Origin of the sequence: Rhodovibrio sodomensis, assembly GCF_016583645.1 — a bacterium.
In the GTDB taxonomy this organism is placed as follows: Bacteria; Pseudomonadota; Alphaproteobacteria; order Kiloniellales; family Rhodovibrionaceae; genus Rhodovibrio; species Rhodovibrio sodomensis.
The window spans coordinates 25,477-37,637 of record NZ_NRRL01000041.1 but is presented as its reverse complement, the minus strand read 5'-3'; the positions used below and the strand labels follow the sequence as shown (position 1 = coordinate 37,637).

The following is a 12,161-nucleotide window of genomic DNA, read 5'->3' as shown; positions in this document are numbered from 1 at the left end:
TATTCTTCGCCAAGTCCAGCCCGATCATGGTAACCTTCGCCATGGATGCCTCCTCCTTGAATGGCGTTTTTCAGTGCACCCATTCTGGCACACCGATGCCGCCGGAGGGGGCGTCCATCCCATCGCTTACAGTAGCGGCATGATCAAGGGCAACGGCGTCAAATGGACGCTGATGGTCCGGGAACCTGGCGAGAGCACAATCCGGCGCGTGTATGACGAGTTCGTTCATAAAGTCGAGGGAGACTCCAACAACGCCTCCAACCTCGAAGGGGCGGACGGAGCCGTGAGCTTCGACTGACCGACGCTCTCAGCGGCTGAAACTGAGAGGGCGGGGCCTTTCGGTCCCGCCCTTTTTTCATCGAAGCCGATGTTTTGGAAGTGGCCCGCCCCTCAGTCCTCGACGCCGAACGCCATCGCCGAGGCCCGGGTCCCGAGCGCGAAGGTCCAACGCGCGATTTTCCAGGAAGCTGCGGCGACCAACATCCATTCCAGGCCCGTCAGGATCCACGCTGCGACGTCCTCGCTCACGACATAAGAAAGCACAGCGTGCTTGATGAAGTCCTCGATCGCTTCGAGAGCCTCGACGAGAAAGGCCGCGGAGAAAAAACCCGCCTGCGCCAGACCTTCGCTCGCGATCGTTTGGAGGTTCGAGAGGGCGTATACGGAAATGCCTCCGAAGCTGAGGCCCATCACCGATCCGACGCCGACGGCGGCCTTCTGGCTGTCCATCGCTTTCCCTTTCGACTGACTGAAAACTCTCCGCAAAGATAGGGCTTCATCGCGCCAGCCGCAACGGCGTCACGCGGCTTTCGCCGCCCGCTTCAAGCGCGCGGTGGCGGCCGCCGAGGCCCGGCCCGCGAAAATCGCTTCGACGAGATGGGCGAGCGCCTTCCAGAGATCGGCCGGAGCCGTCACGACGCCCTCGATCTCCGTATCCCCCTCCGCTGGCTCTTGTCCGGTCAGTTCGCCGAAAACTTCACGGAACAGCGTCGCTTCCGCGTCCACAGGCAGGTCTTCCCTCGGGTCGAAGTCGAAGGTCGTCCCGTAAGGCGACACGGGCGCCTTTTCCAGCCTTGCGGCGGGCAAGCCCTCGAAGTCGACGACGTACGGCATCAGGCCGTCCTTCACGGGGTACGCCGGCAGCTCTGAAGCGACTGTCGGCACCGTGAACGCCATCGAGAACGGCCCGTCGTCCGGTCGGCGCGGCGCCGGAAGGAACACCTGGCCTTGCGAGTCCGTCCACGGAGGCCGTCTGGAAACCGCGGAGTTCGTGAACGGCGTGCCGTCGGCCAAAGGCAGCAAGCGACCGTCTTTCCAAACCGGGATTGCCCGCGCCGCTTCTGCGGTTCCAACTGCGGTTCCAATGGACCTGCTTTTCTGGTCGCGAGTCACACGCGGCACGGCACTGCCGCGTACCTGCCCGTTTTGATCGTCGCCCTGGCTGATGTCCGGTATCGCGGTGTCGCTTCTGCCGCTGGCGCCCTTCTCGGACGCGGCGAAGAAATCCTGGAACGTTCCGCTGCGGCGATACCCGAGAAGGAAGCGGCGCCGAACCTCGACTTCCCGCTCGGTGGGTGCCTGCGCCGAGCGGACGGCGAACGACGTGAACGCCTCGACGACGTCCGCCAGCCATCCTGGCGCCTCGCGTTTCTTCGACAACTTCCGGCGAGCGTCCGCGACCGCTTTGCGTCGCCATTCAGGCGAGGCCGCGGCGAGCGCTTCGAGGGCGCCATCAACGGACGAAACGGCCTTGGCGATCGAGCGCCCCGCTTCCAGCGCAAGCTCGTCCCTGTCGAGGCCGGACACGGGGCAGGGGACGGCGAGCGCGTCCATCTTCGCGGACATGCCGGCGCGCTCGCCGCGGACGACTTGAAACGCCACGCCCTCGTCCTTGTCGAAAGATCCGACAAGCATGGGGACGGACTCGCGCTCCATCACGACGCGATCGGCGTTGCGGAGGCTGGCCGCCACCTGACGGCGTATCCGCTCCGCGACGGCGCGGCGGCTGACCTCGGCGTACTCGCGCAAGGCCGGAGCCACCTCGTCCGGAACGACGCGGCCTCTCTCCGAAAATCCCGCTCCGGAAGGGTAGTGGGCGCCGGCGGCGTCGGGGACGGACCGGTCGACGTCGACGCAATTTCCCGAGAGTTCAGAGGGGTATTCGGCCGTTGATCGTCGCTTGGCGGCTGGCATGCACGTTCCAATCCTCCCCGAGGGCCCTTGTATTCCGCCGTGTCCTCCGCGTCCACCAGATTGAGTTCCGACCTCGACCTTGTCGCACTGTTGCGCCCCGACAGGCGGGGCCATATCGTGGAAACGCTTTTTCAGTGAGTGAGGAGACATCCATGCAGTGGATCGAACGGATCCGGATCCTGCTTTCCGCTTCCACCGCGAGCGCCCTCGGCGTCGCCTCCGGCGCGCTCGCCGCCGTCGCGATCGTCGGACTCACTCTCGGCCTCGCGCTTTTCCAGTCGGCTTTCGGTTGGATCGCGACTCTAGCCCTTGTGGCCGTCGTCGGCACGGCGGTTGCGACTTTGATCGGAGACCTCGTCTTCGTGCCGCTCGCGCTGCTCGTCGCAACCGGGTTCGCGACCGGCTTCGAGAAGGCGACCGGAACCCGGCTCCCTGGTATCGGTGACTTCTTCCCGGCGCCCGCCGAGCACGCCTGGCAAGTCGCCGTCGGCGGCTTGGCCGTTTTCGTCGTTTTCCACTCGCTGATGAGCGCCAGGCGCGCGGCACGGGACAAGCGCCGACGCCAATGGTCGGCTGTCGGCGCGCACAGGAGTCCTGACTTCGCCGACCACCTGGCGTGGTCGTTCAAGGACGCCTTCTTCGCGTTCTGCGCGGTCGCGTCGGCGAAGGCGTTCGCCGAGGGGTGGGGCGTTTCGCCTGACTTCGAAGGAGCGCTGGAGGCGATCGGCGGCGCGCCCGTCCTGGCCGCCCTGTTCGCGGCCGTGATCGTCCTGTCTGCCGCGGGGAACGCAGCGCTGCGCGCTCGCGGGGAATGAACGGCGCCGACTTGGCGAAGCCGTTTGGATGATATATATTACGCGTATAGCGGTCCGTTTTGCAGGAGAAGGCGCATGGCTGACGAGTATCCCGGGTCGGTTCAGGGTCACACCCGACTCACGTTCGAAGTCCTCCCGGAATGGCAGAGACCGGAGATTGCGGTGGAGACCGGTTCCCCGTCCCCCGTGTCGGCGACCTCCCTTGAACGCGTGGACTCCCTCGGCGGGCCGGACCTGAAGTCCGGTTTCGGCACGTGGTGGATGCATACGACCGACGGAGACGGCGAACGGCATGTCCGCCACATCGAGGCCCAAGAAGGCCGAGAGTTCCTGAAGCAGTTCACCGTGTCGAACGAGATCGAGGCGCGCGTCGATCCCGACAGCGCTGCCGCGAAGTACCGGGACGCGTACCCCACGGCCACGGGCGTCGACCCGAAGCGGGCCGTGCTCGACTATCCCGGAGGCGTTCCGATGGGCCGGAAAGGCCAACGCCACCCCAGCGACCCGGAACTCGCCCTTTCAGCTCTGGCGACAGCCCGAGACGGCGCTCGGGCGAAAGAAGCGGGCAAGGTCCGGGAAGTCTGGTCGTCTCCCGCGCGGGTAGCGTTGAAGAGCGCCATCGCCGAAGCGCAGCGGGACACGGAGTTCGCGGTCGGCGACAGCGAGAAGACGGTCGATTACCACGTGATGGGCTGGATGCGGCAGTCGCATTGGCACACGGAGAGCGGAGCGCCCTGCCTGCCGTTGTCCTATCCGGGCTGGTCCGACCACGACATTCCGACCCCTCAAGCGCACGCTCCGGAAGTCCAACCCCGCAACGTCCCGATCCAAGAAACGCCGATCGAGGTTTTCAGCGCGGGCGGAGCGGGCGCCGTTTCCGTCAATGCGGCGACGGTCCCGGATCCGGAGACCAACTGGCGCCTCGTCGGCTTCACCGTCAACGGCCACAAGGCGGCCTCTGGCGTCAGCGCGAAACAACTCGGAACCGACGCGCCCGAGGTGACGACGACGCCCTTCAGCCGCGAAGACTGGGGCGGCCGCATCCTGGCCGACTACCCGAAAGCAGCGGCGATCGCGAGCGATCTGGCGAGGCAGGGGAAGGAGATGTTCGCCCGCCACGGCCAAAACGTCTCTCCGAAAATCGGCGAAATGCACGTTCAAGAGGCCGATCTGCCGCTGACGTCGAGAGGGTTCGGGGAAATCGAACACGGCAAGGCGCACAACTACGCGCCGGAAAAGCGCGAAGCCTTCGAGGCGCACGGGTCTCGCATCCCCTTCGACGCCAACTCGGCGGTCGTCCATCAACTGAGGGCGGAAGCGGAGAATGCCCGGGCGGCGTTCGAGCGTTCCGGGCTGGACTTCCCGATGAACGAAGACATCGAACCGAACCCTGAGGCGCGACACGAGCAGAACCTCCAGGTCAACGATCGGGCCAACGAAGTCGTGCCCGGCGCCTTCAACGTCGATCCGACCTCGATCGGCAACCTGTACGCGCCGGAGAGGAAAGAGCCGTCGCGCGAGCCGGAGCCGGATAGCGAACCGGTCGCCAAGAGCCGCGCGGTCGGCATGGATATCTGACGCCTACCTTCCGCGGTGACGGTACGACGGGCGGGAGCTTTTCGCGGGCTCCCGCCCTTTCTCGTCCGATCTCGGAACCCTTCATGTTGACACGGTATCGTATAAGGTATATATTGCACGCATTGCAGTCAGGAGTCAGAGATGTCCGAAGCGAAATCGGCCGGAGACGGTTCCGGCGTCGTTTGGCAAATCCGAGAGATCGATAACGCCGCTCTTACAGATATTCAGACGGCGCAAGGCTCCTTGGGCCACGCCGCGGAACGGATGTGCGGTTCTCGTTTGCGGCGAGGGGAAGCCCTGAAAGGGGTCAAGTTGGCGTCCCGCGACGGTCGTGCGGTGAAGTTCCGCGAACTGCGCCGCGCGCAGGACGGCAGGCTCCAGGGCGAGGTCGAATGGGCGCGTTTGGCGACCGCTTCGGAAGTCCGCCGCGCGATGCGCGCGGGCGAGGCGCAAACCCCCGCCGACGAAGCCAAGGCTTTTCGCGATTGCGCGCGGCAACGGGCCATCGAAGAGATCGGAACCCCGGGCGTCCGCGCCGGGCTGTTTTCGAGCTTCACCGGCACTGTGGCCGTAGGACTCGCCACCTACGCCGCCCTGCTGGTCTGGGAGGTCTCGCAAGGGGCCGACATCGCGCAATCGCTCGAAGCGTTCGGGGGTGGAGCGCTTGTCGTCGGTATCGCCGTCGCGCTCAACGTGGCCGCGACCGCATCCCGGAAAGAGCGCGTCAGGGAGCGCGTCGAACGTCTCTGCGCCGACCCGCACGGCGACGGCACTGCCGCCGACATCGCCGACTGCGCCCGGAACGTCGCCTTCGCGCGCGCTCTGGGTGAAGACGGCGACATCCGCGGCTTCGGCGGCGACTACGATCTTCGCGGCGAAGGTCTCAGGGTTGTGATCGTCCCGGACCAGTTCGGCGCGAAGGCGAACCACGTGCGAGTCGCGTCCGAAACCCCACTGGTGGTCGACGCGATCGATCTCGACGCGTTTTCCGACGGCTACACGCGAACGCCCAGCAACACGCGCAACCTGCATCACAACACCGTCGTGATGGACCTCTGAGTCCGTCACGCGCCATTTCCGGTCAGTAACACAGGGGAACGATGCCGGACAGATCCGGACACGACGTGCGCCGCGCCGCGGCCGCAGGCGCTTGGCGTACTGAAGGCCAAGGGGCGCTCGAAGCGCAGGGCGACACGATGCGCGACGTGGTGGGGGCGCTCGCGGCGTCCGGCGGTCTGCCGACCGGGCCGCTGCGTGTCGCCGGTCCCGATGGGCGAGCCGTCGATTTCATCAGGATCGACGCGGACGACGCCGGCCAGGTCGTGGGGGAGGTCGCGCGCGCGGCGACGGCTACCCGAGACGAGCTTGTCGATGCCATCCGCCGCGGTTTGCACTGGGACGCCCGTGTTTTCGGGACAGCGTTCAAGGACGTCGCGAGCGGTCACGTCCTCGAAACCCGCGCGCCTTCGCCCGAGGGGCCGGAAGCATCGCACAGTCGGGAGCTGCGCGAGCGCGTTTCCGACGACGTCGCGTGGCACATGGACGCGATGGGCAACGTTTTCGCGCTTCAATCGATGGGCGCGAGCCTGACCGGCTGCACCTTCGAGGGCGAGTTCGGGCCGATTTGGAGCGAGGACGTCGAACGCCTGATCGCCGAGACCGAAGCCAAGCTGTTCGAGAGCCACGCAGAGCGGGCGGGGCCGGGCCGCGCTTTCTTCGTGTCGCCCGAGCGCCATCTCGGCGTCCGCGCCGTCGATCCGGGCGCCCCGCTCGTGATCCCCGCGATGCGGTCGCCGGACGCGAGCGCCAAAACCCTGGGCGTGGAGACCATCCACGCGGTCCCTCTCCATCTGGGCGTGCCGTTCCCGCCGCATGAGGGCGCGGGCTTGGACGTGTTCCCGGACGCGCCGGACGCGACCCCGTCTCACGGCCACAGGGTCAGGATGTTCTTCGGGCGCTTCTGAGCGGCCTCCCCGCTGCGGCCCCCACAACAGCCGGCGCGTCCGGCCATCCGAGGCTATGGCGATGAAAGTGCAATACGAGACCGGCGCGAAAACGATCATCAAAAAGGAAGTCGAGAAGAAAGGCTGGACGTCTATCCTTATCCAAGGCGGCGGCCGGAAGTCGACGCCCGGCGTCGTGCATACGGTCGGCCTCACGGCCACTTACGGGTCGCCCGAGATCCTCGTGGCCGGGATGGACCTGAAGGCCGGAGAGCGGGTACTGGACGCGCTCGTGGCCGACATCCGCGCCGAAGGCGCGCCCTCGGTCGGCGAGAAGCTGACGGGGTATCTGCCAGCCAGCGCGGGCGACTTGGTCCTCCTCGACATGGCGGACGACCAGGCGCGGATTTGGATGCCGGTGGCGGATTGGTACAACGGCGGCCAGTTTTCTGGCTTGCAGGCGATCTGGCCCGACACGCGAGGGCGCTATCCCTGGGACGAAGGCTTCGATCCAGGCCCGGACTCCTCCCAGCCCTTGTTGACCCCTCGCGCCCACTGATGGGAGCTGAGACGATGAAACTCGCGATCTTGAGCGACCTTCACCTCGAACAAGTGCCGGACGCCCTGCTGGCGGAGCGGGAGATCGACGTCGGCGTCGCCGACGTGCTCGTGCTCGCCGGCGACGTCGACCTGGGGACGCGCGGTCTCGAATGGGCGGCCGAGAAGCATCCGGGCATTCCGATCGTGTACGTCGGCGGCAACCACGAGCCCTACAAGCGCGACAGGATCGAGACGATCGAGGCGCTGCGGGCAGCGGCCGCAGAGACCGACAACGTCCGCTTCCTGGAAAACGAAGAGTGCCGGATCGAGGGGGCTGACGGCAGGGTCGTCCGGTTCCTGGGCTGCACGCTCTGGACCGATTTCATGCTTCACGGCCCCAGGTTCGAGCCGGAAGCGAAGATCATCGCGAGGATGCGGATCAACGACTTCCGCCTGATCTCCGAGCGAGGCCGATCTTTCACGCCGTACCACGCCATCGACGCGCACAAGGAGAGCCTCGCGTGGCTTCGGGCGCGCGCCGACGAGAGCGGCCCTTGGGACGCCACGGCGGTCGTCACGCACCACGGCGTGTCGAACCTCTGCCAGCCCGAGAAGTACCGCTGCGGCGAGAACGCTCCGGCCTTCGTGTCCGCGCTGGAAGGGGAGGTCGAGGTCCTGGCCCCCGACCTCTGGGTCACCGGGCACACGCACTACGACCACGATTTCCGCTTGGGCGGGACGCGGGTCGTCTCGAAACAGGAAAAGTACCTGCACGAGAACCCGAACTGGGGTCGCCTCTCTCCGATGGTCGTGGAGGTCTGACCCTGCGAGGCAGTCGGCTTGGAAAATCGTGTCGTTTGTGATATACTTCATATGCGACATTGCATTGCAGTCCGTGGAGGCGCGCCGCCTCAAAGGAACCTCTGATGACCGAACCGCGAAACGAAGACGCCCAGGAAGCTCCCGAAGTCGAAGGCGCGATCGAGGAGACGACTGAAAGTTCCGACGCCTCCCAGCCACGGGACGCCAAGCGAGATTCAACGCGACGCTTCCTCGCGAATGGCGTTCTGACCATGGGCGGCGCGCTCCTGTTCGGCTACGCGAGCGCGATGACGCCGACCGGCTTGGCCGTCGTCGCCGAAATGCTGGGAGGCGCGTCCGAAGCCGACGGGCACCTCACTACGTTCCTCGGGGTCCTGTCCGCCATTCTGGTCAGCGGCGGTTTCCTGGCCGCTTTCACGCTCGGGGCCGGCTCCTTCGCTGTTGGCGGATACCGGTTGCTGAGGGACTTCTGCCGCGAGTTCGGCGGCGACATCCTCAGAAATCCGAAGTTCTCCGCCCTCGCGATCGCGAGCGTTACGGTCGCCCTCATCGGCGATTTCGCCGGCTCACAGATCGCCAACTACGTCGGCCTGGCGGGCATCGTAGTCGTCGGCAGCTACGCGCTCCACGAGGCGCTCAACAAGGCGAAAGAGACGCATGCCCAAGAATGATCCGGCAGCGGAACTCAACGAAGCGCAGAGGGCCGCCGCCGTAGCTGGGGGCGGCCCTCATCTCGTGCTCGCGGGTCCGGGCACCGGCAAGACGAAAACGCTCGTCTCGCGGTTCGCGATCCTGATCCAGCGCGGCGTCGACCCGAAGCGTGTCTTGTGCGTTACGTTCACGAAAAAAGCGGCGGACGAGATGGTCGAACGCCTGTCCCCGTACCTTTCGGGCGTCGGCAAGCGCGACCTGTCCGTCGGCACATTCCACTCGCTCTCGGGTCGCCTGCTGCGCGAGTTCGCGTCGCACGCGGGCTTGACCCGGGACTTCGACATCTACGCCGACAGGGACCAGGCGCGCCTTCTGGCGGAAGAGCGCATTTGGTGGGACGCCGACGACGGCGGGGAGATCACGGAGATCATCTCCGTCGCCAAAGACAGCCTCCTGACGCCGGACAGTTTCCGGAAGGACGCCGAAAAACGCCTCAAGGACGGCAAGATCGGGGCGAACGACTGGCGCTTCCGCGCGGCCGCCGCGTACCGTCGCTACCAAAAGGCTCTCCAAGACCGGAACGCCGCCGATTTCGGGGACCTGCTCAACCACGTCGTCTTCACCCTGCGCGACAACCCGGAGATCGCCAAGGAGGTGTCCCGGCGCTACGACTATCTCTTGGTCGACGAGTTCCAAGACGTGAACCCCGCTCAGGTCGCCTTCCTCGATCTCTTGATGGCGGCCAACCCGAACATCTGGGCGGTCGGCGACGACGACCAGACCCTGTACGGGTTTCGGGCGTCGGACGTGCGCTTCATCCTCAACTTCCCGAAGCGGCACCCGGACACCACGGTACACAAGCTCGTCGAGAACTACCGGTCGACGCCCGCGATCCTGCACCCTTCGCTCCAGCTCATCGGGGCGAACCGGAAGCGCTTCTCGAAGCCGCTCCGCCCGAACCGGAGCGGCGGGGCGAAGGTCGTGTGCGCCGAGTTCGAGACGGCCGAGGCCGAAGCGCGATGGATCGTCGAATGCGTCGAGAAACTGATCGAGCGCGGTGACGACCCGTCCTCGATCGGCGTGCTGTGCCGCGTCGGCCACGTCGGCAGCCGCCTCCAGATGCGCTTCCGCGACAAGAAGATCCCCGTGGACTTGCGGGGCATCCAAGACTTCTGGTCGACGCCCGAAGTGCGCGCCTTCGTCGGCGTCCTGCGCGTGACAGCAGACGAGCGGCATCCGGACCGGACCCATGCCTTCGGCAGCGCCGCACGGCAGCGGAAGTACGGCCAGCTCGCGGACGAGCTCCGGCAAGAGAAGGCGGACTTCGCCACGCAGTGCCAACGGGCGGCGAAGCTCGTCGCCGCGGAGAGCCTGACGAACAAGGACGAGGGCGTGCGTGAGCGGTGGCGGCGGAACACCGGCATCGCGCGCGGCGTCGCAGCGGAGCTGGGGTCGATCGAGGCCCTGGAAGAGGAGATCGAGCGATCCACCGCGGCGAAACGATTCGGCGGCAACCGCTCTGCGGTGGCGCTGTCGACCGCGCATTCGTCGAAGGGTCTGGAATGGGACACGGTTTTCATCGCGGGCTTCGAGCAGAACCTGATGCCCCACAAGCTCGCGGAAGACCCGGAGGAGGAACGCCGCATCGCCTATGTCGCAATGACGCGGGCGCGCAAGGTTCTCTGCATGTCCTGGTCGGAACTCCGCGACGAGACGCCGGGCGGCCCCAGCCCGTTCTTGTGGGAAGCCCTATCCGGTTCGAGCGACGCCACCATCGATTGGCGCGGGAAACCCGACGGGAAGCCGTGGGAAACCGCGCCGCCGGAGCCGCCGAAGAACGCCAAGGAGGTGTTCAACGAAAAGATGGAGCGCGCTTTCGGCCCGGGCGAAAGCCGGAAGTCGAAGGCGGAGGCGCGGCGGCAACCCCAGCCGGGATCCTCGACCGGCTCTTCGAGATCGGGCGAGAAGTTCAGCGACCGCGAAGTGGACCGGCTCGCGGGGCTTTACCTCAAGCACGGCGACGTCGCGGACCTCGCCAAGTCCGTCCATCGCGGAGCGCCGGAAGTCGCGAAGGCTATCTTGGGACACTGGGGCGTGCATCTGGACGACGTCGACTGCCCGGAAGGGACGCTCGCGCTCGTGATGACGCGCCTTCAGGGCGGACCCAAGTCGGTCAAGCGGCGCATCGAGATGCTCCGCCAGCAGGCCGGCAAACGGGGCCTGACGGACGCCGACCTGCGCGCGCCGATCAGGTCGGGGCCGTTGGCCGGGAAGTCGCCGGCGGCCTGGGTGGCGACCGGCAAGACGCCCTTCGAGGCGTTGAAAGAAATCGGCTCGCGATAGCGACCGCCAAAATAGAAGTCATTCGACAGGAGAGCGAACATGTCGTTTCAGACATGCCCCAAGTGCCACGGCGAAGAGATCGGAGACCGCGTAGTCCATCACATCCGCGGCGTGAGCGGGAAGTCGATCCGCGTGGACCAGCCCGTGCGCACGTGCGCCCACTGCGGCCACGACATCGCCGACGACTTCGACGTCCAGGCCAACGCGGAAGCCGTTTACCGTGAACTTATGGGCATGGTCTCTCCGGTCCATCTCGTCTGCTATCGCCTGTCCCAGGGCGTCGACATCTCGGACGTCGCGGAGGTCTGTCGGCTCTCCGAGGAACGGCTGCACGCCTTCGAGAGCGGGGCGATCCTGACAGCCGCAGAAGACCGCGAGGTCCGTAAGGCGATGTGGCGCCTGGAAGCGCAGCGCCGGCGCCGTCGAAGGAAGTCGGAAGACGACGGCGATCCCGACGTGGAACGCGACGGCGGAGGCCACGGCTGCAACGGCCCGGTCTGACGCTTTTCACCTTCCGTTCGCGTCGCGAATCGGAGTCTGGTAGCCTGCCGACGCCACCACAGGTTCGGCAGGTGCCAGATGCTCGCGTGCAATGTCGCGTTCACGGGAGGCGTCCCGGGAGTCCCGAGATCGGAAGCCGCCAGGCTCGTCCGCGAAGCCGGAGGCACGTTCCATCCGAGCGTGCGGCGCGACACCATGCTTCTGGTCTGTGGCTCGCGCCCTTGGCCGGTCCTGCCTGACGGATCGCCGTCCTTGAAGCTCTCCAAGGCGGCCCAGCGCGGCCTCCGCATCGTCACGGACGAAGAGTTCAAGGCCGCCGTCGGCTTCCGCGCGCCCTCGCGCGCGTGCTTCCTCGACGCTTTCTGGCTGGCCGTCCTGTCCGGCGTCAGGCGAAGTTGGATCGAATGCCTGCGCGGGGCGGGCGTCATAGAGCCGGACGCGTCCGGCCGTTATTCGGCCCGCGACCTTGGGACCGTAAGAGAGATCGGCCGGATGGCCCGACGCGGCGTTCCGGTGCCCGCCCTTCTGGAGGTGCTCCACGCCTCCGGTCACATCGCCCGGCCGCCACGGCTCGACCTGGTCGCTTTCGCGCATCTGTCTCCGGGTACGGACGCCGCGATCCAACCGAACATGTGGGGTTAACCGCCGGCCAGATTGATAAATGTCGCGTGTGATGATACAATCACGCGACTGAGGGTCTTGCGCGGCGACTTTTCCGCTCGCGCTGGTTTCTTGCACGACCGGCCCCGACGCTTCCGGAGCCGGTACGGCTGCG

The 12,161-nt window shown here is 66.5% G+C and carries 13 protein-coding genes; 11 read left to right on the top strand and 2 right to left on the bottom strand.

What is annotated here, in order from left to right:
- Positions 1–298 (top strand): hypothetical protein (locus tag CKO28_RS28075; RefSeq protein WP_207168830.1); only part of this gene is annotated, 298 nt, incomplete at its 5' end.
- 92 nt (positions 299–390) lie between these two features.
- Here the strand turns inward: CKO28_RS28075 and CKO28_RS14665 are convergent.
- The gene (locus CKO28_RS14665; protein WP_200341546.1) at positions 391–729 is read right to left on the bottom strand and encodes a hypothetical protein; all 339 of its coding nucleotides are present in this window, start codon (positions 727–729) and stop codon (positions 391–393) included.
- A 69-nt stretch (positions 730–798) separates the two neighbouring features.
- Positions 799–2,193, bottom strand: a complete 1,395-nt coding sequence (locus CKO28_RS14660; protein WP_200341545.1) for a hypothetical protein — start codon at positions 2,191–2,193, stop codon at positions 799–801.
- Positions 2,194–2,345: 152 nt separating this feature from the next.
- Between CKO28_RS14660 and CKO28_RS14655 the strand changes: the two genes are divergently transcribed.
- The 10 genes from CKO28_RS14655 to CKO28_RS14610 all read left to right on the top strand — a co-directional run bounded on the left by CKO28_RS14655 (position 2,346) and on the right by CKO28_RS14610 (position 12,028).
- A complete protein-coding gene (locus CKO28_RS14655) occupies positions 2,346–3,008 on the top strand; it encodes a hypothetical protein (RefSeq protein WP_200341544.1) in 663 nt (220 codons plus the stop codon).
- A gap of 75 nt (positions 3,009–3,083) precedes the next feature.
- Positions 3,084–4,586 (top strand): hypothetical protein, encoded by a 1,503-nt coding sequence (locus CKO28_RS14650; RefSeq protein ID WP_200341543.1) that lies wholly within the window; start codon positions 3,084–3,086, stop codon positions 4,584–4,586.
- Between the two features lie 141 nt (positions 4,587–4,727).
- A complete protein-coding gene (locus CKO28_RS14645) occupies positions 4,728–5,645 on the top strand; it encodes a hypothetical protein (RefSeq protein ID WP_200341542.1) in 918 nt (305 codons plus the stop codon).
- A gap of 65 nt (positions 5,646–5,710) precedes the next feature.
- Positions 5,711–6,550, top strand: a complete 840-nt coding sequence (locus CKO28_RS14640) for a hypothetical protein (RefSeq protein ID WP_200341541.1) — start codon at positions 5,711–5,713, stop codon at positions 6,548–6,550.
- Positions 6,551–6,611: 61 nt separating this feature from the next.
- Entirely contained in the window at positions 6,612–7,088 is a 477-nt protein-coding gene (locus CKO28_RS14635; RefSeq protein WP_200341540.1) for a DUF4262 domain-containing protein, read from the top strand.
- A 14-nt stretch (positions 7,089–7,102) separates the two neighbouring features.
- Positions 7,103–7,891, top strand: a complete 789-nt coding sequence (locus CKO28_RS14630; RefSeq protein ID WP_200341539.1) for a metallophosphoesterase — start codon at positions 7,103–7,105, stop codon at positions 7,889–7,891.
- Between the two features lie 104 nt (positions 7,892–7,995).
- On the top strand, positions 7,996–8,562 hold the full coding sequence (locus CKO28_RS14625) for a hypothetical protein (protein ID WP_200341538.1): 567 nt from the start codon (positions 7,996–7,998) through the stop codon (positions 8,560–8,562).
- On the top strand, positions 8,549–10,885 hold the full coding sequence (locus CKO28_RS14620; protein WP_200341537.1) for an ATP-dependent helicase: 2,337 nt from the start codon (positions 8,549–8,551) through the stop codon (positions 10,883–10,885). The genes CKO28_RS14625 and CKO28_RS14620 overlap by 14 nt, the downstream gene beginning before the upstream one ends.
- Positions 10,886–10,924: 39 nt before the next feature.
- Positions 10,925–11,386, top strand: a complete 462-nt coding sequence (locus CKO28_RS14615) for a hypothetical protein (RefSeq protein WP_200341536.1) — start codon at positions 10,925–10,927, stop codon at positions 11,384–11,386.
- Between the two features lie 78 nt (positions 11,387–11,464).
- Complete coding sequence (locus CKO28_RS14610; RefSeq protein WP_200341535.1) at positions 11,465–12,028, top strand: BRCT domain-containing protein; 564 nt, start codon at positions 11,465–11,467, stop codon at positions 12,026–12,028.
- The last annotated feature ends 133 nt before the right edge of the window (positions 12,029–12,161 follow it).

Excerpts from the sequence above, each read along its gene's own strand:
- CKO28_RS14635 (WP_200341540.1), top strand. The coding sequence starts at position 6,612 with ATGAAAGTGCAATACGAGACCGGCGCGAAAACGATCATCAAAAAGGAA.
- CKO28_RS14620 (WP_200341537.1), top strand. The coding sequence starts at position 8,549 with ATGCCCAAGAATGATCCGGCAGCGGAACTCAACGAAGCGCAGAGGGCC.
- CKO28_RS14650 (WP_200341543.1), top strand. The coding sequence starts at position 3,084 with ATGGCTGACGAGTATCCCGGGTCGGTTCAGGGTCACACCCGACTCACG.
- CKO28_RS14660 (WP_200341545.1), bottom strand. The coding sequence starts at position 2,193 with ATGCCAGCCGCCAAGCGACGATCAACGGCCGAATACCCCTCTGAACTC.
- CKO28_RS14625 (WP_200341538.1), top strand. The coding sequence starts at position 7,996 with ATGACCGAACCGCGAAACGAAGACGCCCAGGAAGCTCCCGAAGTCGAA.
- CKO28_RS14655 (WP_200341544.1), top strand. The coding sequence starts at position 2,346 with ATGCAGTGGATCGAACGGATCCGGATCCTGCTTTCCGCTTCCACCGCG.
- CKO28_RS14645 (WP_200341542.1), top strand. The coding sequence starts at position 4,728 with ATGTCCGAAGCGAAATCGGCCGGAGACGGTTCCGGCGTCGTTTGGCAA.
- CKO28_RS14615 (WP_200341536.1), top strand. The coding sequence starts at position 10,925 with ATGTCGTTTCAGACATGCCCCAAGTGCCACGGCGAAGAGATCGGAGAC.
- CKO28_RS14665 (WP_200341546.1), bottom strand. The coding sequence starts at position 729 with ATGGACAGCCAGAAGGCCGCCGTCGGCGTCGGATCGGTGATGGGCCTC.
- CKO28_RS14610 (WP_200341535.1), top strand. The coding sequence starts at position 11,465 with ATGCTCGCGTGCAATGTCGCGTTCACGGGAGGCGTCCCGGGAGTCCCG.
- CKO28_RS14630 (WP_200341539.1), top strand. The coding sequence starts at position 7,103 with ATGAAACTCGCGATCTTGAGCGACCTTCACCTCGAACAAGTGCCGGAC.